A 24,058-nucleotide genomic window follows, 5' to 3' on the forward strand; every position below is an offset into this window, starting at 1 on the left:
AGGGCGGAGTCAGAGCCAAAACAACATGCGAACCCGTGCCAAAATCTGCGGAATTACACGTATTCAAGATATTCAGTCTGTCGTCCAAGCAGGCGCAGATGCGATTGGATTTGTATTCTTTGCGCCCAGCCCGCGCAGCGTAACGGCAGTGCAGGCTGCTGAGCTGATTCAGCATGTGCCGCCTTATGTACAGACCGTGGGTTTATTTGTGAATGCATCGGCTGCGGATGTACAGGATATTTTAAAAATTTCACCTGTAGACATACTGCAGTTTCATGGCGATGAAAATCCTGAACAATGTCAAACGATTGCGCAAATTGTTGGACGCCGCTGGTATAAAGCCATTCAGGTTGAACCTGAACTGGATGTGATTGCAGAAATTCAAAACTATCAGGCAGCAGGCGCAAGTGCCGTACTTTTAGATGCTTGGCATCCCGAGCTAAAAGGCGGTACAGGGCACAGTTTTGATTGGGCTCAATTTCCCAAACTGGATATTCCTTTAATTTTGGCAGGCGGCTTAAAACCTGAAAATATTGAAGATGCGATTCGCACCACAGGCGCTTATGCAGTCGATGTCAGCGGCGGGGTAGAATCAAGCAAAGGTATCAAAGACCAACAACTCATAGAACGCTTTATGCAAGGAGTCCATCGTGGATCAGCAAAATAAGATTGACTATACCCAATTCCCTGACGCACAAGGGCATTTCGGTATTCATGGCGGGCGTTTTGTGTCAGAAACTCTAATGGCAGCACTTGAGGACTTAGAAAAACTCTATTTCCGCATGAAAGATGATGCCCAGTTTTTGGCAGAATTCGACCGTGACTTGGCGTATTACGTCGGTCGTCCAAGTCCTTTATATTATGCTGAGCGATGGTCGAAAGAGTTGGGCGGTGCGCAAATTTACTTAAAACGTGAAGACCTGAACCATACAGGTTCACATAAAGTGAATAACACCATTGGTCAGGCTTTGCTGGCTAAGCTGTCAGGTAAAAAACGTATTATTGCGGAAACAGGCGCGGGTCAGCACGGTGTAGCAACGGCGACGATTGCAGCGCGTTTAGGCCTTGAATGCGTGGTATTTATGGGTGCTGAAGACGTTAAACGTCAAGCCATGAATGTCTACCGTATGCGCTTATTGGGCGCAACCGTTGTGCCGGTAGAAAGCGGTTCAAAAACATTGAAAGATGCCATGAACGAAGCGATGCGTGACTGGGTCACCAATGTCGATTCAACTTATTACGTGATTGGTACAGTGGCGGGTCCGCATCCTTATCCGCAATTGGTTCGTGATTTCCAATCCATCATTGGCCGTGAAGCGCGTAAACAAATTCAGGAACAAGCAGGTCGCCTTCCTGATGCATTGGTTGCATGTGTGGGCGGCGGTTCAAATGCGATGGGCTTGTTCTATCCGTTCTTGAATGATGAAGATGTGAAAATGTACGGTGTTGAAGCTGCAGGCTACGGCATTGAAACAGGCAAGCACTCTGCACCATTAAACGCAGGTCATGTCGGTGTACTTCACGGCAACCGTACTTACTTGATGTCGGATGACCAAGGTCAAATTATTGAAACACATTCAATTTCTGCAGGTTTGGACTACCCGGGTGTTGGCCCTGAGCACAGCTTCCTCAAAGACATGCACCGCGTAAACTATGTGCCGATCAATGACACTGAAGCATTGCAAGGTTTCCGTGACTTAACCCAAATCGAAGGCATTATCCCTGCACTGGAAAGCTCACATGCCATGGCTTATGTGACGAAACTTGCTCCGACGATGGACAAAGACCAAATCATTATTGCGACGGTTTCAGGCCGCGGCGATAAAGACTTAATGACCGTTGCCCGCATTGATGGCGTGGAAATGGTTGAGATGTAAAACCTCCCTCAGCCCCTTTTTATCAAATTCAATGAGGGGATAAGTCCTCCTTTGTTAAAGGAGGGTTGGGAGGATTTAAAAAATCGCGCAGAATAACTTCTGCGCGATTTTTTATGGCTGAAGATTTTATTGAGGCAAAGTTCTACAAAACCTATGCAGAAAATAAGTGTGAAATACATCACGATATTGGAGAGATTTAACGGTTTAACAAAGACTCAATAATAATGACATTTACACACTTGGTTCGTGCTGAATCTTTTCCTCAAAAAATCAGTTGGAATGCACGAGATACTTTTGCAGTACTTATCATTCCTTTAATTCTGCTGAATAGCTTTGTCTTAGAACAATTGTTCGGTGCGCCGGTTCAAGTTGCCTTAGGCGATTCGATTTTTCGAGGCATTTTATTTATTGCTGTATGTTGGCTCTATAAGACGATGCTGTATACGCACTGGCAAAAGTATAAACAGGCCTTTTGGCGCTCAAGTCTGTTGGTGATTGTCGGTGCGGTTGTATTGCAAGTGGTGATTTCATTTACACGCAGTCTGTTGCCAGTTGGCGAGAGCATTGAAAAAGAATCGACTATTGATCCCAATACGATTGCCTTTTTCAGCTTGCTGATCATCAGCCTTGGGCCATTATTTACCGCTTTGCTCGAAGATATTATCTTCCGTTACACCTTGCTGCAAAAGCTGTTTGTACAGCCTTGGCTATGGCGAGCAGTCTTAGTGGTGTTGAACGCGATCTTATTTGGCCTAATTCATTATCATAATTTTGACGGCGATCTGATTGCCGCCATCAGTTTTATGGCGGCAGGTCTATTTTTAAACCTTGTATATTTATGGACGCGCAATATTTGGCATGTGTTACTCATTCATTTTGTGAATAATGCGGTACTATCGCTAGGCGGCGTGATTTTATTGAAATTGCTGCAGTCCTATACGGGGAACTGATGCTGGAATATAGGAGAGAAGGTGTCAAATTTATATATGGTCATGCTTGGCGGGCGGCATGCCAAAGCCAATACCGAAGTGCATGATGTTGTTTTTGCTGCTGGCGAAAGCTTGGAAGACTGTTATCCGCAGCTGCGGGAAGCATGGTTTGGTGAGCAGAATGGCCTGCATATAGATGCATGGATGAAAGTGACAGCAGCCTATACTGCACAGGACGCGTACCAAGTCATTTTGTCGCAAGAGCCTAGGACATCTGCTTTAAAATTGTGGCTGATTAATCTTGGCGGTTATGATGTGCGCGAATTTGGTGAATTGCACCGTTATGTGCTGGTGGCTGCAGCCGCTGAAAATCAGGCTAAACAGCTGGGCAAAGCGCATTTTGCCAGTCATTGGCAAAAACAGCATACCGACCGTGTGCTGGATGTAGATGACTGCATTGCTGTTGATCAAATTGCAGGGCATTTTATTCAGCTTAGACAAGGTCCAGCTGAAACTGAGCAATGGGAAAATTGTTACATTCGAATTGATGTATAAATGCATATTTAAGTTTTATAAGGAAATCACCCGGCATTATTTTTGTGTTTTTCTGGCAGTTATTGGCTAAATGGTCTGTTCATCTGCCAATTATTGCGCATAATAGGAGCAGAAATTTTGGGAACAATTATGCAAAGGATTGGCATAAATGGATTTAATTGAGCCGAATGGTCAAGTAAATTATGGGCGTTTCAGCAAATTGCCGCATAATATTGATATTAACCGCTACATCTATAGAACGCCATATGGCAAGACTTTAGAGGGCTGGCGTAAGCATTTAAAATATAAAAAATTTAAATTCTGCAGTATTCAGCATCAGCATTATACCATTGGGCTGGCCATTGCCGATATTGGCTGGGCTGGGCATGGTTTTGTTTATGTATATGATCATTTGACCAAAGATGTGATGGATTGGAATGCAATTAATATTCTGTCTGCGCAAACTCAGGTTGATGAGCAGCCCTTATTTAATCAAAGCCATTTCACTAAAGCCAGTATGCAGCTGGAAATTCAGCATGCCAATGGTGTGCGCTATATCCGTTTAAGTAAGCATGGTGAATTGCAATTAAGCGCCCGAATTTTTTGCGCAGGCACAGATCCTTTAAGCATGTGTTCGCCAACAGGCATTAATGGCTGGACTTATACCCAAAAGCTGACCACCTTGACGTGTGAAGGTTTCTTTAAAAATAAGCAAGGTGAAACCATTCAATTTAATGAGCGAACCTTCGCTTCATTGGATGATACATGCGGTTTCTTAAGGCCTGAAACGGCTTGGTTCTGGCTGTCCTGCAACTTTTGGGACAATCATCAAAACCGCATTGGCCTAAATTTAGCATCTGGCGTGAATGAAAGTTTTGGCAATGAAAACTGTATTTGGGTAAATGGGGTTCTGCACCCGATGAGTGATGTGCTGTTTGAGCAGCAGGATGATAATATTTGGCATATCCGATCTTTAGATGAAAGTTTGGATTTGAATGTGCATACTGGCTGGCGCCGTTATGAAAATTTAAATTTGCGTTTGGTCGGCAGTCAGTTCAGTCAATGGCAGGCGGCAGTCAGCGGCAGTATCCGTTTAAAAAATCAGGAAGTTCTTTTGTTAAATGAATATGGGCTGCTGGAACGGCATTATGCCAAGTGGTAGCAGCTGCTGAGCTTAAAAAGCCGTATCCCGTGATACGGCTTTTTTGTTAGATAGATGATTTATTTAGCAGCTTGCCAGAAAACTTCTGCAGCTTGAATTGGGTCTTGGGTATCTTCAAAAGTTTTCAGCCAAATATTGTAGTTATCGACCACTGGGTGCTGGCTAGGGTGGAAATCGCTTTTAAACCAGTCGCGGTACTGCTTGCTCATACGGGTCAGTGTTCCTTTTCTGCCAAAGAACCACGGCAGGCCTTTTACATTTAATTTTAGGCGTTCAGTGAGGTTGAATCCGTCATGTTTTAGCATGACATTGGCACGGTATAAGGTGAAGCCGGTCATTAGCGCGCTGGTCCAAACCAAAGTAAATTTCTTTAAATTTTCATCCACCTTTGCGACATTTTTCATGACATCAAATGCGACATCACGGTGTTCCATTTCTTCAATCGCATGCCAAATAAACAGTGCGCGTACATAAGGGTGCGCTGCCTGCAAAACCTCTTTACGCGAACAGAAGGTTTCAGCCATCAGCGCTGTTAAATGTTCCGCCGCTGCGGTCATGGCAATATTGTATTCAGCTGAGCGTTTGCTGAGTTCAAATTTAAAAATCTTATTTAAGCGCTGAATAAAGGCATCAACTGGCATGCCTTGCTGCTTCATCAGCTGATTCATTTTGTCATGCGCCATGCCGTGCTGCGCCTCTTGACGGATAAAATCAGCAACACGCTGCTGCAAATCAGGATCTTCAATTTTGTCGCGGAATAAGCGTACAGATTCAATAAAATAGCGTTCACCATCTGGGAAGGTTAGGCTGAGCGCATCAAACATACGGGTCAGAAAAGGGTCACCGCCAAACCAGAAGCGCGGAATTTCTTCCAGTTTAAAATTCAGCTGGGTACGGACAACTGGTGTCACAGAGGCATATTTAACATGGGCATTCATTGTTTTTTACTTTAATTGCCGAGGATGATTGCAGTATGTCGGAGAAATTTACGGATGTTTTGACAGTTATTGCCAAGTTTTATACATTAAATGCCAAAGTGAAAATTAAGCATGTCAAAATTGCAATATTAAAAACGGCTGCATAAGGTGGATGGAATGCATGAATTGCACATACCGAATGGATATTTTCAGCTCTGGCAGATGTATGTGGCAGAGCGGGGGCTCAATGTGCAGCAGCTGGATTTTTTAGCGCCGTATCGGCAGCAGCTGCAGCAGCTTTTGCAGCTGCCCATTGACTCACAGTCTCCTGCCAGTTTTTTTGTCAGCATTATGGAGCTGACCCGCCAGCATTTAGATTGCCCTCAGCTGGTTTTTGAAATGGCTAAGTTTATCCGTGCAGAGCATTTTGGCGTGGTGGGCTATATGGCGACCCGCAGCAACAGTGTAGCGGAGGCCTTGCAGTATATTGTGCGTTTTAGCCGTTTAGTCATTGACGGTGCAGAAGCGCAGCCTTTACAGATACAGCAGTTTGACCGTGTAATTGCGCTGACATGGCCGCGGGTGAGTGATAAATATATGCTGCTGAATGAGCTGACCTCGGCCTGTATGGCGCATTTGGCAAAACAGATTTTTCCAGCATCGCTGCAGCTGCTGCATATTCAATTTGCCCATGCGCCGCAAATTGCTAAATTTCACTATGAAAAATTTTTTGGCTGCCAAGTGAGCTTCAGTCATGATCGATATGCCTTCGAGTTCAGTTCTGAAAGTTTGGATTTAAAATCAGAATTGGCCGATCCTTCACTGATGCAGCTGCTGTTGAAACAGGCGGAAGAAGCAATTGCATCTAAACCGCAGGCGGAAAATGTGCAGCTGCAGCTTCATATGCGTGTCGCGGAATATTTGCGTATGCATGCGCAGCCGCCGAAAATTGAGCAGTTGGCAGATGAGCTGTATATGTCAGTCCGGACGTTACAGCGCCAGCTGAGTGAACGGCAGAGCTCGTTTAAAAAAGTGCTGGAAGAAGAACGCATGAAGCGCTGTGAACAGCTGCTGCAGCAAAAAATAACGTTGACTGAAATTGCAGAGCAGCTGGGATATTCAGATCAATCTGCTTTAGCCCGCGCTTATAAAGCCAGTACGGGGCAGACCTTGCTTCAGCGCAGGAAAGCATTGAAAGTCGAATAAACAGAGAAAATAAAAGCGGTCATTTGACCGCTTGAATCAGGCTACTAGGCTTCAAGCAGCGGCAGATTTCAGTTTTGGAAAGCGGAAAATGATTGCCAATACAGCAATGACAGTCAGTACCCAGCAATAATAAATCGCGCCGATCAGTTCAACAGGCGACATTTTTGCAATCGAACAGGCCAGCAGCAATTGCGCGCCATAGGGAATCAGGCCTTGCACCGCACAGGAGAAAATATCCATCAAGGCTGCGGCACGTTTGGGATCTACGCCATATTCTTTGGCTACTTCACGGGCCATATCACCCGATAAAATAATGGCTACAGTGTTGTTGGCCACAAAAAGGTTAGAAAACACCACCAAGAGGCTGATACCGAGTTCGCCTGCGCGCTGCTGGCCAATTTTAAATAAGCGGGTCAAGCTGTAAATCCGCTGAATGAGCCATTCCAAACCGCCTTCGCGCTGCATAATGGCAGATAAGCCGCCCAAAAACATCGACAGCAGCGCGACTTCAAACATACCGACAAAGCCATCAAAAATTGAATTGCTGAATGTCAGCATGCTGAATTCAGGCTGAATAATGAAGCCCATTAAACCTGACAGCACAATGCCAATACTGAGGATGGCCAAAACATGCAGGCGGCTGAATGCTAAAACGAAAACCGCCGCATATGGCAAAATCAGCCATGCATTAAAGTTTGTAAATGCAACCGTTTGAGAACCGCTGCTGATCATCATATAAATTATCAGGCTGAGGATGGATGCAGGGACTGCAATCCAGACATTGACGCGGAATTTGTCACGCAGCTGTACATTTTGACTGCTTGTTGCGGCAATCGTTGTGTCTGAAATCATCGACAGATTATCACCGAACATTGCGCCGCCGACGACTGCGCCAATAGCATAGACGGCGTTAATGTCTGTGGCTTGAGTAAAGCCAAAGGCAATCGGCGCGCAGGCGGCAATTGTACCCATGGATGTCCCCATGGCTGTTGCGATAAATGCTGAAATGATAAACAGCATGGGCAGGACAAATTCAGGCGGAATGACCGACAGGCCAAGCTGAACAGTTGCATCCACACTGCCAATGGCGCTGCTGACGCTGGCAAAAGCGCCTGCAAGCATAAATACCATGAACATTAAGATCAGGTTAGGGTGGCTTGCGCCTTTCAGGAAAGTATCAATACCGTCATTCAGTTTTCCGCGGTACAGCAGCACGGCCAGCATGATGGCAGGAATGGCCGCCACAGGCGCTTTCATTTGGTAAAAAGCAAACGCTGTTCCAATGACAGTATGGTAAATGCCGCTGCCTAAAAATATGGCTAAAAAAACAATAATAGGAAGCAGTGCAATCGCGCGCGCTTGAACTTTTCCATGAAAATGGGAGGTCATAGGAGATAAAAAAATTAAGAATAGCGCTAGTATAAAGCAGGTTTTGCTATTTCAGAAAACTTTAATGTAAAAGCTAACTCTGTTATTTATATCGGTTTTTATTGATAAAATTAAGTTTCTATTAATTCATAGGATTTATTTATTTCCTGAAATTAGGCATCTTTGATCATTGTGAAAAAAAACGAAATATCCGTAAATGTTGCTTTCGGGCTTTTCTGGATAAATGCGTAGAGCGGAAATACGCGCGCAAACGCTCATACCCTGTTCAATGGGGGAAAAATAGCGTTACAATGCGGTGTCTTGTATTTCTGCAAAGCCAATACAGTTTTGAACCATTCAAGGAAAGTAAACCTTATGTCACGTTTAGCAGCACGATTCGGAGCGCTGAAATCTCAGCAGCGCAAAGCTTTGGTTTCTTATGTCATGGCTGGTGATCCTCACCCGCAAGTGACAGTACCTTTGCTGCATCAAATGGTTGAGGCTGGGGTGGACGTAATTGAATTGGGACTTCCATTTTCTGACCCAATGGCCGATGGCCCTGTGATTGCGCTAGCAGCTGAACGCGCTTTGGCAGGCGGCACAAATACTCTGGACGCGCTGAACATGGTGAAAGAGTTCCGTCAAAATGATACAGAAACACCTGTGGTTTTGATGGGCTATTTAAACCCTGTAGAAGTGATTGGCTATGAAAAGTTTGTGGCATATGCCAGAGACTGCGGTGTAGACGGTGTGCTTTTGGTGGACTTGCCGCCAGAAGAAGCAAAAGATTTAGATGCAGTATTGAAAAAATACGGCATGGATCAAATCTTCTTGCTTGCGCCGACTTCAACGGATGAACGTATTCAGCATGTTGTAAAACAAGCCAGCGGTTTTGTTTACTATGTGTCATTGAAAGGGGTGACGGGCGCGGCGACTTTAGATGTTTCAGAAGCTGCCAGCCGTATTCAGAAAATCAAAGCTGCCACTGATGTACCAGTGGGTGTAGGCTTCGGCATCAGTGATGCTGCCTCTGCGAAAGCCATGGGTGCAGTTGCAGATGCTGTAATTGTCGGCAGTGCTTTTGTGAAGCAGTTTGCCAGCCTAGCGCCAGAACAAGCCGTAACAGCAACGGTGAATAAAGTGAAGGAGCTTCGAGCAGCGCTCGATGAGTTAGTATGAGTCAAGACGTCAAAGCAGGGAAAACGCTGAGTCCGGCAACTCCGTGGACAGAGCGCGCAGTGCCAAGCATTCATGTACCGGATGAACAGCAGACATTAAAAGCGACTTTTACTGAGCCAACGATAGAATGCCCTGAGTGCCACGCTTTAGTGACACGTACAGCAATGTCTTTCAATGCTTATGTTTGCCCGCAGTGTGATGAACATTTACGCATGAAAGCCCGTGAACGTTTGAACTGGTTCTTTGACCAAGTACAAACTGAATTGGGCCAAGAGTTTACCGCGAAAGATCCATTGGGCTTTGTCGACAGCAAACCTTATCCAGAACGTCTGGCGGAAGCGCAAAAGAACACTGGTGAAACAGAAGCGCTAGTGGTGATGCAAGGCCAGTTAAAAGGTATTTCTTTGATTGCCTGTGCCTTTGAGTTTGATTTCATGGCTGGTTCAATGGGTACAGTAGTCGGTGACCGTTTTGTTCAAGCGGCTGAACGTGCAATTGAAATGAAACAGCCCCTGGTTTGTTTTGCAGCTTCAGGCGGCGCGCGTATGCAGGAAGGCATGCTGTCTTTAATGCAAATGGCGCGTACTTCTGCTGCGATTCAAAAAATGAAAGATGCAGGACTGCCTTATCTGGTTGTATTGACGCATCCTGTGTATGGCGGTGTCACAGCGTCATTGGCTATGCTGGGCGATGTGCATATTGCAGAACCAAAAGCGATGATCGGCTTCGCCGGCAAGCGTGTGATTGAACAAACTGTGCGTGAAAAATTGGAAGAACCGTTCCAGCGCGCTGAATATTTGCTTGATCATGGTGTAATCGATCAAATTGTTCACCGTCATGCATTACGTGATACTGTATATCGCATTGTCGCGAAACTGATGAACTTGTCTTGAACACAACAGCACCTCTTGCAGTAGATTCTTTAAACACATGGCTCGATTATTGGAGCCATGTTCACGTTACAGGGATTGATTTAGGTCTTGAACGTGTCATTCCTGTCGCTGAAAAACTGGGCGTTACCCGCCCAGATGCGAAGGTATTAACCGTAGCAGGAACCAATGGCAAGGGGTCAACGACGACAACATTAGCCGCCATTTTAAATGCGCAAGGCTATAAGGTCGGTCTTTATCAATCTCCGCATATTTACCGTTTTAATGAACGGGTGAAACTGCAAGGCCAAGAGGTCAGCGATCAGGTGCTGGTCGATGCCTTTGTGGCTGTCGATGAAGCCCGCCGTGCGTGCGATTTATCATTATCTTTTTTTGAAGCGACTACTCTAGCGGCTTTCGTGATTTTTAAAGCGCAGGCATGTGATGTGTGGGTGCTGGAAGTTGGTTTAGGCGGCCGTTTAGATGTCGTCAATGTTGTCAATCCAGATGTAGCGGTCATTACCAATATCGGTTTAGATCATACGGACTGGCTGGGCGATACGATTGAAAAAATTGCTTATGAAAAGGCTGGGATTATCCGTCCTGAAATTCCAGTCATTTTTGGCGGTGAACAAGCGCTGCCAAAGGCCATAGAAGCCAAAGCTGCGGAATGCAACGCGCCGCTGTATGCATTGAACCGTGATTATTTTTATCAGCCTGCTGAAGATGGTCAGTCTTGGATGTTTGCATCTTCAGGCACGACTTTAAAATTGCCGGTTGGCAGTTTGGCATTAGAAAATATTTCGACTGCAGTCGCTGCGGTTTTGTTAAGTGGCTTGCAAGTCCGTCAAGAGGCGATTGCAGCCGGTATTTTACAGGTTAAACTGCAAGGGCGGTTTGAAATCCGTCAAATTGCAGGAAAAACTGTTATTTTTGATGCGGGGCATAACCCGCATGGCGTTGAATTTTTGTTAAAGCAATTGCGAAATTATTTACAATACAATAAACAATACACAGAAGTTGTCGGTGTTTTTTCAATGTTAGCCGATAAAGACATAAAATCTGTCGTCAGCTTATTGAAAGATTCTGTTTTAATGTGGAAAATTGCACCACTAAATGTGGCGCGTGCCGCAGAAATGAATCAATTGCTTGATGCATTGCAAGGTCAGCAGGCAGAACATTTCGATAATGTCAAAACAGCGTTTAAATCAGCTTTAGATGAAACTAAAAATAATCAGCTGATTTTAGTATGCGGATCATTCCATACCTTGGAAGCGGTCTGGGAGTATTTGGAAGAATGTCAATGAACAACAAGCAGCGCTGGATGGGCGGTGCTGTCTTATTAGGCGGCGGCGTTTTGCTGGCTGCGCTGCTGCTGAAAGGCCAAGATGAAATACACCAAAATCGTGTGCAAAGTCCTGAACGGGCCTCTGAAGCAGAGCAAAATAAAGGATCTGGCGCTGCTGGTTTAACTGTCGATGTTGAAACCGAAAAACGTTTGCTGGAAGAGCAAAAGCGCGCACGTGAAAAAGCGGTAGCAGAACAGGAAGCCCGCGCTGCTGATTTCTTAGCGATGCAGCAGCAGGCTGAAGCTGATGCTGCGCGTAAAGCGGCTGAAGAATATGCGGCCTTAAATGCGCGCCGTACAGAACAGCAAAGTTCAGATAATATTCCGCCAGAGCTGATCGAAGATGATCAAGCGAAACAGAAGCGTTTGGCTGAGGAAAAACTGGCTGCGCAAAAAAAGCTAGAGCAGAAGAAACAGCAGCAGTCTGAATCGGCTGCGGCTCAAAAGGCTGCAGACGAAAAACGTAAGGCTGAAGAAAAGCGTAAAGCTGAGGAAAAGCAGAAAGCTGAAGATAAGCGTAAAGCCGAAGAAAAGCAAAAGGCTGAAGATAAGCGTAAAGCTGAAGAAAAGCAAAAGGCTGAAGAAAAACGTAAAGCCGAAGAAAAGCAGCGTGCTGAAGAAAAACGTAAAGCTGAAGAAGCGAAGAAAAAGGCTGAAGCTGAGAAAGCGCGTGAACTTCTTGAAAATGGCGATAAACAATGGATGGTGCAGGTGGCGCTGGCTGCCAATGAAGCCAATGCCGATGCATTAGCCTCAAAGCTGAAAGCTAAAGGTTTTAAAGTCACAAAGAGTCCAACCTCGAAAGGTGTGCGTATTATGGTTGGCCCATCTAAAAACCGTGAAGCTGCCGATGCTGCCCGTAAGAAAATCACCAATGATGCAAGCTTAAATATGAAGTCTGCTTGGGTTATTGAATGGGTGCCTTTGGATAAGCGTTAACTCTTATCTGCCGCAGATCGAAAACTTTATGATGGATCCGCCAGCTGCTGGCGGATCCATTTTATATTTTCAGGGCTAAATAAGGCTTCAATATTTTGCCAAATGGGATGAAAGCCATAACCGCCATGTTTCATTTCATTGAGCGCATTTGCTGTGTCCCAGCCTTCAAAAATAATACGGTACATCGCAATACTTGCGCCAGTACGGTCTGAACCGTGGTAGCAATGGATCAGTACCTTCTGATTTTTCTGGCGTGACAGCTGTAATTGCTTCATTACTTGCAGCAGGTCTTCACGTGAAATCGCCCAAGTATGAACTGGGATATGTACAAGATTAAATTGTTCAGCAGGAAAAACGCCGGCATCGGTATTTCGGCTGCGAAGATTGATAACCGTTTGAATATGGTGTGCTTGCAAATCTTCTAGCAGCTGTGAGTTGGGCTGTTCGCTGCGATAGACCCAATCGCTGATTTTATAAAAATTATGCTGTTTTTCTATCTGCATGCCCCAATTTTTTGGGCGCTGTGTTTCGGTCCAGTCTGGAGAAGTCATACAGCCAGTCATGCTTAATCCGAGTGCGCATATCAGCAGTGTGCTGCGGATCATTTTTTGTACCTCGCAAGTTCAATAGGGTCATGAGCGCAAATTATTTCAATGCTGCTTTCTGTTTGTGCCAAATGCTGAATCTTATTTAGGTTTTTTAAACGCTGCCGATTATCTTCAGCAAAAGTCTGCTCTAATTTTGATAAGGCTCTAAGCGAATGTTTGCCATCCAGTTCTAAGTGTGAGTAATAGGCATCGCCGCAAAAAAATAGCCAGCCTGCACTCTGTTGCATGGCAATGCCGCTATGTCCAGCGCTATGGCCCGGCAGCGGGATCATTAAAATTTCATCTTGGAATAGCTGTAAGCCTTGAGTGCGGTGCAGGTTAAACCAGTTTTCGCCCTGAGCAGGCTCTATAAAATTCCAATAGCGGTGCTGTTTAAATTGTTCTGGTTTATAGCGCGCACGGTTTTTGATATTTTTTAAATTTTGCGCAGCATTATATTCACTGGAAAGAACATGAACTGTTGCATTGGGAAAGTCAGAGATTCCTCCGGCATGATCAAAGTCTAAATGTGAAAGCAAAATATGTTTGACATCACTGGGCTGAAAACCGAGCTGCTGAATTTGCGCAATTGCGCTTAAAGACAAGTCATGCTGTATGCGTGCTATTTTTGCGGTCAGACGGCCTAAGCGCTGCTCTGTATGCAGGTAATCCTGCATGCCTAGACCTGTGTCAACCAGCACCAAGCCCTGATCTGTTTCCAGCAGTAGGCAGTGGCAGATGATATGCGCATGAAAAGTGTTCTGGCCAAAAAGCGGGCCGCAAACTGGGCACAGGGTGCCGCAGTGCAAATGATGAATGTTATAAATCACGGCATTATTTTAGTCATGAGGTTTGCTTAGTTATAACTGATCATTTGGCAATATTCCAAAGCTGTTCAGCGCAATTTTGTAAATCCTGAAATCTGATGGATAAAAAGCCTATCTGAGGATAGGTTTTTAACAGCGCTGTATCGGCTTGCAACAATAGAGATCTGCTGGATTTGGATGCTGTGACTACTCCTAATCTAATTTCTTTTGCGTAAATTTGGCGGAAACATTGCAGTGCATCAAATACTGCGCACTGCGTTTGCCTTGCGCAAAATTAAAAAGGAATCCTTTTAATTTTGTCACTCGAAGCATAGCTTCTCGTCTTGCGCAAGGGCAGAGCAGTGCTCCGTTTGATCTAAAGCTACGCGCTTTGCTTGTCTTGCGCATAACTAAAAGCAGTGCTTTTTATATTTTGCGCTCACAGCCCAGCTGTGAGCCTTGCGTTCGGGCAAGGCAGTGCCTTGCTGATCCTCACTCAGGCTGTGGCGTGAGGCGTAAATAAGGCGTTATAGCGGTATAGCCTTTCGGGAAGCGCTGTTTGATCTCATCTTCATCTTTTAACGACGGTACAATCACCACATCTTCACCGTGCTGCCAGTTTGCAGGCGTTGCCACTTTATGGCTGTCTGTCAGCTGCAGTGAATCGACAACACGCAAAACTTCATTAAAGTTGCGTCCTGTAGACGCTGGATAGGTAATAATCAGACGTACTTTTTTGTTTGGATCAATAATTACCAGGGAGCGTACAGTCAGTGTCTCACTGGCATTTGGGTGAATAAAGTCATAGAGCGTAGACACTTTACGGTCTTGGTCAGCAATAATTGGAAAGTTAACTGTTGTGTTTTGTGTGCTGTTAATGTCCTTAATCCAGCCGTGATGTGACTCGACATCATCTACAGAAAGCGCAATTGCTTTGACATTCCGTTTGGAAAATTCATCTTTCAGCTTTGCCGTAAAGCCGAGCTCTGTGGTGCAGACAGGCGTGTAATCTGCAGGGTGGGAAAACAGGATGCCCCAGCTGTCACCTAAAAATTCATAAAAATTGATTCGGCCTTCGCTGGAATCTTGATTGAAGTCTGGTGCGGTATCGCCTAAACGTAAACTCATGATGCTGCCTCAAAATATTATTGTCGGTATGTACAAACGACTATGAAATAAATTTCTTATCTTGAAAAATAGTGTTTTCATATTTCTTTATGAGTAAATGAGATAAGTAAGCGGGGTTTAAGTATTTTTTTGATGCTTTTAGCAGATAAAACGCAGCCTCAAACCACTATGTGGCATGATTGAAATTTGTTACATTAACTGGCCTTAAGTCCATCGGGCTAGAAAATACTGAGATATATTTTTAAGGGCTTTTTGTGCAAAGCCCTTGTACTTCAAATTTCTAGCACCATAATAACGGCTAAGAAAATTTATTCATTTGACAAGCAAGTTCTAGAGAGTCTATTCATGTTGGCAAGTCTGATCGGAGGCATCTTCGGTACTAAAAATGAGCGCGAACTCAAACGCATGCGAAAAATCGTAGAAAAGATTAATGCGCTCGAGCCGACGATATCTGCACTAAGCGATGCAGACTTATCTGCAAAAACTGAAGAATTCAAACAACGTAATAAAAATGGTGAAAGCCTAGATAAATTAATGCCTGAAGCATTTGCTGTCTGCCGTGAAGCGGCAAAGCGTGTGATGGGCATGCGCCATTATGATGTACAGCTGATTGGCGGTATTACGCTTCACGAAGGTAAAATTGCAGAAATGCGTACCGGTGAAGGTAAAACCCTCATGGGCACGCTGGCTTGTTATTTGAATGCTTTAAGCGGTGAAGGCGTGCATGTCATTACCGTCAATGACTATTTGGCGCAGCGTGATGCTGAGTTAAACCGTCCGCTATTTGAATTCTTAGGTTTAAGCATTGGTATTATCTACTCAATGCAAGACCCAACAGAAAAATCGTATGCATACCGCTCAGATATTACCTATGGGACAAATAACGAATTCGGTTTCGACTATTTGCGTGACAACATGGTGTTCTCTTTAGGAGAGAAGAAGCAGCGCGGCCTGACTTATGCCATTATCGATGAAGTCGACTCCATCTTAATTGACGAAGCGCGTACGCCGCTGATCATTTCTGGTCAAAGTGAAGACTCTTCTCAGCTCTATGCGGCAATTAACAGCATTCCGCCTAAGCTGCATGCGCAGAAAGAAGAAAAAGTCGCAGATGGCGGCCATTTTTGGATTGATGAAAAACAGCGTACCGTTGAAATGACCGAAGTCGGCTATGAAACAGTTGAAAATGAACTGATTCAAATGGGTCTATTGGCTGAAGGCGAAAGCTTATATTCATCAAATAACTTAAACCTTGTTCATCACGTATCTGCTGCGATCCGTGCGCATTATTTGTATCAGCGCAATGTGCAGTACATCATTCATGATGGCGAAGTGATCATTGTCGATGAAAACACTGGCCGTACAATGCCGGGCCGCCGCTGGTCTGAAGGTTTGCACCAAGCGGTAGAAGCGAAAGAAGGCTTAGAAATTCAGCCTGAAAACCAAACTTTGGCAACTACGACGTTCCAGAACTATTTCCGTTTATACAAAAAGCTTTCAGGTATGACAGGTACTGCTGATACTGAAGCGGCGGAAATGAAAGAAATTTACGGTTTAGATGTGGTCTTGATTCCGACTCACCGCCCAATGGTGCGTAAGGATGAAAATGATTTGATCTATTTGAACCGTAACGGTAAATACAACGCAATTATTCAAGAAATTCAGCGTGTGCATGAAGCTGGCGTAGCGCCAATTTTGATTGGTACCGCTACCATTGAAGCTTCTGAAATTTTATCCGACAAGCTGAAAGAAGCGGGTATCCACCACGAGGTGCTGAATGCTAAGCAGCATGAGCGCGAAGCGGATATTATTGCACAGGCAGGTTCTCCGCGTGCTGTAACCATTGCAACCAACATGGCTGGCCGCGGTACAGACATTTTGCTGGGCGGTAACTGGAAAGCGTTGCTGGCTAAAATTGAAAATCCGGCATCAGAAGATGAACAGCGCTTGAAAGCGGAATGGGAAGCAAATCATGAGGCTGTTTTAGCTTCTGGCGGTTTGCATATTATCGGTTCTGAGCGTCATGAATCACGCCGTATCGATAACCAGCTGCGCGGCCGTGCAGGCCGTCAGGGTGACCCTGGTGTTTCACGTTTCTACTTGTCTCTTGAAGATGATTTGATGCGTATCTTTGCCGGTGACCGTGTTGTCGGCATGATGCGTGCGATGGGGCTGAAAGAAGATGAAGCCATTGAGCACAAAATGGTGTCACGCTCAATTGAAAATGCGCAGCGTAAAGTTGAAGCGCGCAACTTTGACATCCGTAAAAACTTGCTGAAGTACGATGATGTAAATAACGAACAGCGTAAAATTATTTATTCTCAGCGCGATGAAGTGCTTGCGGCAAATACACTGCAAGAGTACATCGAAGGCATGATTTCAGATGTGATGAAGGGTGTGATTGGCAGCTATGTGCCGCCTGAGTCTATTCATGATCAATGGGATATTGCTGGTTTAGAGCAAGCGCTGCGTGAAGATTTAGCTGTTGATCTGCCAATTAGCGCATGGCTGGAAGAAGACCGCCGTCTGGACGAAGAAGGTTTGTCTGCGCGTATTACGGATGAAGTGCTGACACGTTACCGTGAACGCCGTGTACAGATGGGCGATGAGTCTGCAGCCATGCTTGAGCGTCATTTTGTACTCAGTTCTCTAGACCGTCATTGGAAAGAACATTTGGCTGCGATGGATTACTTGCGCCAAGGTATTCATTTGCGCGGTTATGCTCAAAAGAACCCAGAGCAAGAATACAAAAAAGAAGCATTTAACTTATTTGTAAATATGCTTGCAGTGATTAAATCAGATGTTGTGACCGATATTTCACGTGTTCATGTGCCGACTGCAGAGGAAATTGCAGAAATGGAAGCGCAGAAACAGGCTCAAGCCGAGGCAATGCAGCTGAATTTGTCGCATGCTGAGTTTGACAGCTTGCTGGAAGAAAACAGTGCGCCTGAAGTTGAAGCGCAATTTACACCGGCAGAAAATGTCATTACTCCGCCAGAGAGCCGCAACTCGCCATGTCCATGCGGTTCAGGCCTGAAATATAAGCAGTGTCACGGCAGAATTTAAGTGATACCTAAACGAATCAGAACCCTGAGGTTCTGATTTTTTTGTTTAATAAATTTGCAGTCAGCCAATAGTATTTGCAGTTCGCGGTATTCGGTGGTATTTAATTGCAAAGAACCTTTGATCTTGCGGAAAAGATAATGAAAAAATTATTACAGCCTTTCATGATTGCTATGTTGGCAATTCCAGCAGCTGCATTTGCCAATCCAGCTCAAACAACAACACCTGAAAAGGTAAAGCAGGCGCTTGGCCCAACAACAGCAGATGCTGTCATTGGCGCAGATGGTAAAGTAACGGTGACCAGTCCGCGCACAGGCATACGTTATACATTTGAGAATCCTAATAAGCCAATCGTGATTCAAACAGCGGCTATTGCAGCTGCAAATGGCGCAAATGCAGACCGCATTGTTGCAGACAATCCAGCATTGTCTACAGCCAGTCAGCAAAAAGCGAAGCAAGCTTTATTAAATGAAGCGGCTCAGCTTGCACGTAACTGATTTTATTCAGAACACTTAAGACCAGCCGCTGAGCTGGTTTTTTGTTATTTGAACTTCATGCCTTGATATAGAAGAAAAGTCTTGCTAATACACGGCTTCTACTCGATTTTTTATGTTTTTTACTCTAAGCTGTATTTTTCTTCAAATCCGAATTGGACGTTTAAAAATGGCAGTTGGTGACGTATCTATGCCGCAAATGCATGCGGTGAAAGGTGTAAAAATTGGTTCAGCAGAAGCATATGTACGTTATCAGAACCGACGTGACCTAGTTGTTTTTGAATTTGCTGAAGGAACTAATGTTGCGGGCGTATTTACCCAAAATGCATTTTGCGCAGCACCTGTGCGTGTTTGCAAAAAGCATTTGGAAATGGGCAATCCACGTTATTTGATTATTAATACTGGTAATGCGAATGCTGGAACAGGCACGCTAGGTATGGATAATGCCAAAGCAACTTGTTTTAAATTGGCAGAGCTGGCTCAGGTGAAGCCTTCTGAAATTCTTCCTTTTTCAACCGGTGTGATTGGTGAGCAGCTTCCAATGAAACGCCTGCTGTCTGGTTTGCAGCCTGCATTAGATTCTCTAAGTGAAAATGCATGGCTTGATGCTGCAACTGGCATTATGACCACAGATACGACGCCTAAAGGCGCATCTGAGCAGTTTATGCTGGATGGCATTACCTACAGCATGACAGGTATTTCTAAGGGTGCAGGCATGATCCGCCCGAATATGGCGACGATGCTTGGCTACGTAGCGACGGATGCGCCTATCAGCCAAGAACTGGTGCAGCAGCTTTTAAGTGAGACTGCAAATGTATCATTTAACCGTATTACGATCGATGGTGATACCTCGACCAATGACTCATGCATTTTTGCAGCTACAGGTCAGGCTGGCGGTGCAGAAATTACATCAAAAGATGATGAGCGTTATGCAGTCGTGGCAGAAGTATTCACGCGCGTGATGAAGCGTTTAGCGCAGCTGATTGTACGTGATGGTGAAGGCGCGACTAAATTTATTACTGTCGCAGTCGAAGGCGGCGCAAATACGCAAGAGTGCTGTGATGTTGCTTACAGCATTGCGCATTCACCGCTGGTAAAAACGGCGTTATTTGCTTCTGATCCGAACTGGGGGCGTATTTTGGCGGCAATTGGCTATGCAGGTGTGCCTGAGCTGGATGTTGAAAATATTCAAGTTTGGCTAGGTGATGTTCAAATTTGTAAGGATGGCGGTGCTGCAGCAGACTATACAGAAGCGGCTGGCGCAGCAGAAATGCAGAAAACAGAGATCACTATCCGTGTTGATTTAGGCCGCGGATCAGAAAAAGATACAGTATATACCTGTGACTTATCTTATGATTATGTCAAGATTAATGCTGATTACCGTTCGTAATTGATTGTTAGATGAAAAGCCTCCGTTGTGAGGCTTTTTTGCAGCTGCAATTTTTTTATTGACTGGTCTAAAAAGTCAAGATAAGCCATTTTAGACCAGTGTTTTGGGTAATGCTCATTTTGTAAAGTGGGCACAAAGGATAGAGAAGACCTAGTTATGAGTAATGCGGATAATTTAATTGCCAATGAAGCTAAATCCATTGTGCAGGCGCATTTAGACCGTTTGGGTGATTTAAAAGAGCATCAGCTTACGGAAGAAGCAAAGCTTGAAAAGTTTGAGCTCATTCGCGTTGAATTGAAAAAGCGCAATGCGGTTCTGGTTGCGCATTATTATTGTGACCCAGAAGTGCAGGAGCTTGCTGAGCTGACTGGGGGCTGTGTCTCTGATTCTTTAGAAATGGCGCGTTTTGGGCGTGATCATGAGGCAACCACCTTAGTTGTGGCCGGCGTTAAATTTATGGGCGAAACTTCAAAAATTCTTTCGCCGGAAAAAACCGTGCTGATGCCGACCTTAGAGGCCACCTGTTCTCTGGATTTGGGCTGTCCTGTGGATGAATTTACCCAGTTTTGTGATGCGCATCCTGACCATACCGTTGTGGTCTATGCCAATACTTCTGCAGCAGTGAAAGCGCGTGCAGACTGGGTCGTGACCTCAAGCTGCGCTGTAGAAATTGTGGAGCACTTAGACAGTCTGGGTGAAAAAATCATTTGGGCGCCAGATCAGCATTTGGGCCGTTATATTCAAAAGAAAACCGGCGCAGATATGCTGCTTTGGGATGGCGCCTGCATCGTGCATGAAGAATTCCGCGCGCGCGGCATTGCTAATATGAAAGCGCTGTATCCAGATGCCGCGGTATTGGTGCATCCAGAGTCGCCTGAATCTGTTGTTGATATTGCAGATGCTGTCGGCAGTACTTCACAATTGATTAAAGCGGCGCAAACTTTGCCTCATGAGCGTTTAATCGTAGCAACAGACCGCGGCATCTTCTACAAAATGCAGCAAGCTGTGCCCAATAAGATATTGGTTGAAGCGCCAACTGCTGGAGAAGGGGCAACTTGCCGTTCTTGCGCGCATTGCCCATGGATGGCAATGAATGAATTGGATGGAATTTTAGAGGTTTTGCAAAAAGGTGATCAAGAAATATTCGTAGATCCTGCCTTGGCAGAGCGCGCTAAATTGCCTTTAGACCGCATGCTTGAATTCAGCGCAAGCTTAAAACGTTAAAATTGCTTGTAAAATAGCTATAATGCTTGATAAATAAGCGGTTGAAGCGTTTTTTTAGATTTTTTTGCAGATAGGTGTTGACGTTATCCAGCGTCACGCCTAGAATGCACACCGTACCGAACGATACATCGAAAGATAAGTTGAACGGTGCAAGCTGAGATGAAGCGGAGCATAGCACAGCCTGGTAGTGCACCTGGTTTGGGACCAGGGGGTCGTAGGTTCGAATCCTACTGCTCCGACCAATTCTTCAAGGCAACATGATGATTTCATCAAGTAACGCGCTTGTAGCTCAGTTGGATAGAGCATCCGCCTTCTAAGCGGATGGTCACAGGTTCGAATCCTGTCAGGCGCGCCATTTAGGTCGCTTGATATTAAGAATCAAATGCTGTTATGGTGGATGTAGCTCAGTTGGTAGAGCCCTGGATTGTGATTCCAGTTGTCGCGGGTTCGAATCCCGTCATTCACCCCAACTCTTAGCAGTTGAAATCGGAGCATAGCACAGCCTGGTAGTGCACCTGGTTTGGGACCAGGGGGTCGTAGGTTCGAATCCTACTGCTCCGACCATCTCCTTAAAGATGGTCGAGATAAAGATGCCGCATTCAGCGGTTTTTTTATGCCTGAAATTTGGCATCTGTAAATAAAAGCCTCTTTAAAAAGAGGCTTTTTTGTTTATATGATTTTAGTGATTATGGGATGATTGTAATATTTACTCTGCGGTTTTTGGCGCGGCCTTCCTCAGTGTCGTTGTTCGCAATGGGCTGATCTGAGCCGCGGCCTAAAATTTGTAAATTCTTAGACTGAAAACCTTGTGCTAAAAATATATTTGCAACGCTTTGAGCGCGTTTTTGAGAGAGCTGGTAGTTATAGCTGGCTTGGCCGACATTATCGCTATGTCCAGTAAATTTCAGTTTATCTAACTCATATTTTTTTAATTGTTTAGAGAGGTTAGTCAGTTTGACTGTTTGCTGGTTTTGGATGCGGTAATCATCAAAGCTGAAAAGCAGACGTTCAGGCAATGCAAGAGTCCATCCTTCATTCTGAAGCTCGAAACCTTCTTTTTTAAGCATGCGGGCCTGTTTGTAGCTGACATTTCCTAGGTTCATACAGCCGCTAAATACTGCTGTGAGAGAAAGTATAAAAATAGAGAGATAGATTTTTCTTAGCATAATGAACCTATAGATAGTTTTGATTGAGAGGAGATATGCCATTTATCTGCACGGTTTTTGGCATCGTGCATGGCTTGATCTGCGTCAGTAATTAAATCTTCAGGGGATTTTGCAAGTTGAGAAAGCGCAACGCCAATGCTGGCATTGAGGTAAATGTGCCTCTGCTCATACATATAGGTTAATGAATAACAATTATGAATTTGCTGACAGAGTGCTTCTATGGTTTGCATATCCATAATATCTGGCACGATGACTGCAAATTCATCACCGCCTAAACGGGAGAAAAAAGCATTTTCCGGTAAAATCTTTTTAACGCAGTAGGCGGAAGCGCGAAGAACAGCATCGCCAGCAAGATAGCCATACTGATCATTAATATTTTTAAATTGATCAATATCAATAAAAAATACAGCGGCGTTTTTAACGGAATTGTCTTCAAAAAGTTTAAATAACGTTTCATAGAAATAATTGCGGTTTGGCAGCTGTGTCATTGGGTCGTGGCGGGATTGATGCTGTAATTTACTATTTTCAAAAACTAAGTTGTTGTTAGATTGCTCAATTTCGCTTAATAAGCCATTGAAGGCTGTGCTTAAAGCTTGCAGTTCTTGAATATCTGAACTTGCTACACGCATGGTGTAATTTTTTTTCATGCTGATGGTTTGTGCTGATTCAACGGTATTGCGAATAGATTGCATGAGGTATTGGTAGACCGAACTGACAGACCAAAACACAGTTGCAAGTAAAATAAGAAATCCAATAAATAAACCGAGTAAAATTTTATGGAAAAAACTGACCAAATCTGAAGAGTTGCCATAAACAACCAGCTGTCCGTAAATAATATTGTCGTGCTTGATCGGGAGTGTGATTGGTTCCCTATAAAATAAAGAGTCTAGCAGATACTGGCTTGACCATTTGCTAATAGGTTCTTGTTCCGTATGCGCCATAACAGTTTGCTGCGGCGAAAAAATATCAATTGAGCGGATGGGGTATTGCTGATTATATTCCTGAATAATTTTGCCCATGGTGTTTTGGTCATTAAATACGACTGCGGGCTGCAGGCGTTCATTAATGGCCTGAGATAAAATATTTAAACTGCTTTTAGCATAGGTATTCATGGTGTAAGTAGAGATGGCAAGCAAAATAGCAGAACACATGCCAAAAGTTAGAATAAATATGGTCAGCTGGGAGCGTGTGAAGAGCTGATGTAATGTAATGGGGTTGTAGAGCTGTTTCATTGATTGGACTCCGCTGTTTTTGCGAGCAGTAATACGCGCGGATCAATATGAATTTTGGATTGGCTTAAGCTCTCCATGTTTACTTTAAAGGCATAGTTCGATCCTTTCTTATATAAACAGAAGGCGCTGCCAATTTCGCAGTTATTGTTATTGGTGCTAATAGAAAGTGCTGGGAATGTTACAGCTGTATTAAGCAGATGCTGTTCTTCTTGATCAGAGAGTGTGCTGAAAAATAAAGCTGTACAATTCGTGTTCTTGATTTGCTGACTTTGAATATTGCTGATTTTGTAAGAAGCATTTGCTGGTAAATGGTTTGTTAACTGCTGAGCAAAGCTCGGATTGTTCACGACACAAATTTCAGGCACGGGATTAGGCCACTTTGCATAACTTAAAATGGCAAAAGATGTGCTGTAAATATTAGATGTAGGGGCAGCATAGATAGTTGGTGAAATAATCGCTGCACACATCCATATTAAAAGTTTTCTGTGTAAATGAAGCATGTGCTCACAAATAACCAAATCAAGAGGGTGTTTGTTTTAATATAAAACAAGAAAACTGAGAAATATGTCTAATAATAGTACATAAAACACCGAATGTGTTTAAAAAATCGACATACGTAAAAATAATTTGAAAAAAGGTA

The 24,058-nt window shown here is 44.4% G+C and carries 22 protein-coding genes and 4 tRNA genes; 18 read left to right on the forward strand and 8 right to left on the reverse strand.

Annotation, left to right across the window (positions count from 1 at the left end; all coding sequences use genetic code 11):
• The first annotated feature begins 25 nt into the window (after nucleotides 1-25).
• The 5 genes from D7V32_RS05865 (at nucleotide 26) to D7V32_RS05885 (ending at nucleotide 4,502) form a co-directional block, all read left to right on the forward strand.
• Nucleotides 26-667, forward strand: coding sequence for a phosphoribosylanthranilate isomerase (locus tag D7V32_RS05865; RefSeq protein WP_120401975.1), 642 nt, complete (start codon nucleotides 26-28; stop codon nucleotides 665-667).
• Entirely contained in the window at nucleotides 651-1,877 is a 1,227-nt protein-coding gene (gene trpB, locus D7V32_RS05870; RefSeq protein WP_111885382.1) for a tryptophan synthase subunit beta, read from the forward strand. The genes D7V32_RS05865 and trpB overlap by 17 nt, the downstream gene beginning before the upstream one ends.
• Nucleotides 1,878-2,101: 224 nt before the next feature.
• Nucleotides 2,102-2,827 (forward strand): CPBP family intramembrane glutamic endopeptidase, encoded by a 726-nt coding sequence (locus D7V32_RS05875; RefSeq protein WP_120401976.1) that lies wholly within the window; start codon nucleotides 2,102-2,104, stop codon nucleotides 2,825-2,827.
• Nucleotides 2,828-2,848: 21 nt separating this feature from the next.
• Nucleotides 2,849-3,361 carry a DUF1543 domain-containing protein gene (locus D7V32_RS05880; protein WP_120401977.1) on the forward strand — a complete coding sequence of 171 codons (513 nt, stop codon included), beginning with the start codon at nucleotides 2,849-2,851 and terminating at the stop codon, nucleotides 3,359-3,361.
• Between the two features lie 148 nt (nucleotides 3,362-3,509).
• Entirely contained in the window at nucleotides 3,510-4,502 is a 993-nt protein-coding gene (locus tag D7V32_RS05885; RefSeq protein WP_120401978.1) for a DUF2804 domain-containing protein, read from the forward strand.
• A 59-nt stretch (nucleotides 4,503-4,561) separates the two neighbouring features.
• Here the strand turns inward: D7V32_RS05885 and D7V32_RS05890 are convergent, their stop codons facing one another.
• A complete protein-coding gene (locus tag D7V32_RS05890; RefSeq protein ID WP_120401979.1) occupies nucleotides 4,562-5,440 on the reverse strand; it encodes a metal-dependent hydrolase in 879 nt (292 codons plus the stop codon).
• Between the two features lie 156 nt (nucleotides 5,441-5,596).
• On the opposite strand from D7V32_RS05890, the gene D7V32_RS05895 reads away from it, so the two are divergent.
• Nucleotides 5,597-6,625, forward strand: coding sequence for an AraC family transcriptional regulator (locus D7V32_RS05895; RefSeq protein ID WP_120401980.1), 1,029 nt, complete (start codon nucleotides 5,597-5,599; stop codon nucleotides 6,623-6,625).
• Between the two features lie 51 nt (nucleotides 6,626-6,676).
• Here the strand turns inward: D7V32_RS05895 and D7V32_RS05900 are convergent, their stop codons facing one another.
• On the reverse strand, nucleotides 6,677-8,014 hold the full coding sequence (locus D7V32_RS05900) for a Na+/H+ antiporter NhaC family protein (protein WP_120401981.1): 1,338 nt from the start codon (nucleotides 8,012-8,014) through the stop codon (nucleotides 6,677-6,679).
• Nucleotides 8,015-8,368: 354 nt separating this feature from the next.
• On the opposite strand from D7V32_RS05900, the gene trpA reads away from it, so the two are divergent.
• The 4 genes from trpA to D7V32_RS05920 are packed head-to-tail and all read left to right on the forward strand — an operon-like array spanning nucleotide 8,369 to nucleotide 12,328.
• Nucleotides 8,369-9,172: a tryptophan synthase subunit alpha gene (gene trpA / locus D7V32_RS05905; RefSeq protein ID WP_120401982.1), complete on the forward strand. Its 804-nt coding sequence runs from the start codon at nucleotides 8,369-8,371 to the stop codon at nucleotides 9,170-9,172.
• A complete protein-coding gene (gene accD, locus D7V32_RS05910; RefSeq protein ID WP_120401983.1) occupies nucleotides 9,169-10,065 on the forward strand; it encodes an acetyl-CoA carboxylase, carboxyltransferase subunit beta in 897 nt (298 codons plus the stop codon). Before trpA ends, accD begins: the two co-directional genes overlap by 4 nt.
• Nucleotides 10,062-11,348, forward strand: coding sequence for a bifunctional tetrahydrofolate synthase/dihydrofolate synthase (gene folC, locus D7V32_RS05915; RefSeq protein ID WP_120401984.1), 1,287 nt, complete (start codon nucleotides 10,062-10,064; stop codon nucleotides 11,346-11,348). Before accD ends, folC begins: the two co-directional genes overlap by 4 nt.
• Nucleotides 11,345-12,328 (forward strand): SPOR domain-containing protein, encoded by a 984-nt coding sequence (locus tag D7V32_RS05920; protein WP_120401985.1) that lies wholly within the window; start codon nucleotides 11,345-11,347, stop codon nucleotides 12,326-12,328. Before folC ends, D7V32_RS05920 begins: the two co-directional genes overlap by 4 nt.
• Nucleotides 12,329-12,354: 26 nt before the next feature.
• On the opposite strand, the gene D7V32_RS05925 is transcribed toward D7V32_RS05920, so the two are convergent.
• From D7V32_RS05925 to D7V32_RS05935, 3 genes are all read right to left on the reverse strand, one after another.
• Nucleotides 12,355-12,933: a dual specificity protein phosphatase family protein gene (locus D7V32_RS05925; protein WP_120401986.1), complete on the reverse strand. Its 579-nt coding sequence runs from the start codon at nucleotides 12,931-12,933 to the stop codon at nucleotides 12,355-12,357.
• Entirely contained in the window at nucleotides 12,930-13,745 is an 816-nt protein-coding gene (locus D7V32_RS05930; protein ID WP_120401987.1) for an MBL fold metallo-hydrolase, read from the reverse strand. Before D7V32_RS05930 ends, D7V32_RS05925 begins: the two co-directional genes overlap by 4 nt.
• Before the next feature lie 468 nt (nucleotides 13,746-14,213).
• On the reverse strand, nucleotides 14,214-14,849 hold the full coding sequence (locus D7V32_RS05935) for a peroxiredoxin (RefSeq protein WP_120401988.1): 636 nt from the start codon (nucleotides 14,847-14,849) through the stop codon (nucleotides 14,214-14,216).
• A 345-nt stretch (nucleotides 14,850-15,194) separates the two neighbouring features.
• On the opposite strand from D7V32_RS05935, the gene secA reads away from it, so the two are divergent.
• From secA to D7V32_RS05975, 8 genes are all read left to right on the forward strand, one after another.
• Entirely contained in the window at nucleotides 15,195-17,915 is a 2,721-nt protein-coding gene (gene secA, locus D7V32_RS05940) for a preprotein translocase subunit SecA (protein WP_120401989.1), read from the forward strand.
• A 137-nt stretch (nucleotides 17,916-18,052) separates the two neighbouring features.
• Nucleotides 18,053-18,409 carry a hypothetical protein gene (locus D7V32_RS05945; RefSeq protein ID WP_120401990.1) on the forward strand — a complete coding sequence of 119 codons (357 nt, stop codon included), beginning with the start codon at nucleotides 18,053-18,055 and terminating at the stop codon, nucleotides 18,407-18,409.
• Between the two features lie 166 nt (nucleotides 18,410-18,575).
• Complete coding sequence (gene argJ / locus D7V32_RS05950) at nucleotides 18,576-19,796, forward strand: bifunctional glutamate N-acetyltransferase/amino-acid acetyltransferase ArgJ (RefSeq protein ID WP_120401991.1); 1,221 nt, start codon at nucleotides 18,576-18,578, stop codon at nucleotides 19,794-19,796.
• A 156-nt stretch (nucleotides 19,797-19,952) separates the two neighbouring features.
• The gene (gene nadA, locus D7V32_RS05955) at nucleotides 19,953-21,020 is read left to right on the forward strand and encodes a quinolinate synthase NadA (RefSeq protein ID WP_120401992.1); all 1,068 of its coding nucleotides are present in this window, start codon (nucleotides 19,953-19,955) and stop codon (nucleotides 21,018-21,020) included.
• Between the two features lie 165 nt (nucleotides 21,021-21,185).
• Nucleotides 21,186-21,262: transfer RNA gene (locus D7V32_RS05960), tRNA-Pro, on the forward strand.
• A gap of 36 nt (nucleotides 21,263-21,298) precedes the next feature.
• A tRNA-Arg gene (locus D7V32_RS05965) sits at nucleotides 21,299-21,375 on the forward strand.
• A 38-nt stretch (nucleotides 21,376-21,413) separates the two neighbouring features.
• A tRNA-His gene (locus D7V32_RS05970) sits at nucleotides 21,414-21,489 on the forward strand.
• Between the two features lie 18 nt (nucleotides 21,490-21,507).
• A tRNA-Pro gene (locus D7V32_RS05975) sits at nucleotides 21,508-21,584 on the forward strand.
• Between the two features lie 122 nt (nucleotides 21,585-21,706).
• Here the strand turns inward: D7V32_RS05975 and D7V32_RS05980 are convergent.
• Genes D7V32_RS05980 through D7V32_RS05990 form a run of 3 tightly spaced genes read right to left on the reverse strand, consistent with a single transcriptional unit; the run spans nucleotide 21,707 to nucleotide 23,918 of the window.
• Nucleotides 21,707-22,189, reverse strand: a complete 483-nt coding sequence (locus D7V32_RS05980) for an OmpA family protein (RefSeq protein WP_407641536.1) — start codon at nucleotides 22,187-22,189, stop codon at nucleotides 21,707-21,709.
• Nucleotides 22,180-23,418 (reverse strand): sensor domain-containing diguanylate cyclase, encoded by a 1,239-nt coding sequence (locus D7V32_RS05985; RefSeq protein WP_120401994.1) that lies wholly within the window; start codon nucleotides 23,416-23,418, stop codon nucleotides 22,180-22,182. Before D7V32_RS05985 ends, D7V32_RS05980 begins: the two co-directional genes overlap by 10 nt.
• Complete coding sequence (locus D7V32_RS05990) at nucleotides 23,415-23,918, reverse strand: YfiR family protein (RefSeq protein ID WP_120401995.1); 504 nt, start codon at nucleotides 23,916-23,918, stop codon at nucleotides 23,415-23,417. Before D7V32_RS05990 ends, D7V32_RS05985 begins: the two co-directional genes overlap by 4 nt.
• Nucleotides 23,919-24,058 lie beyond the last annotated feature (140 nt).

The sequence above is a fragment of the Acinetobacter tianfuensis genome, assembly GCF_003611465.1.
Classification (GTDB): domain Bacteria; phylum Pseudomonadota; class Gammaproteobacteria; order Pseudomonadales; family Moraxellaceae; genus Acinetobacter; species Acinetobacter tianfuensis.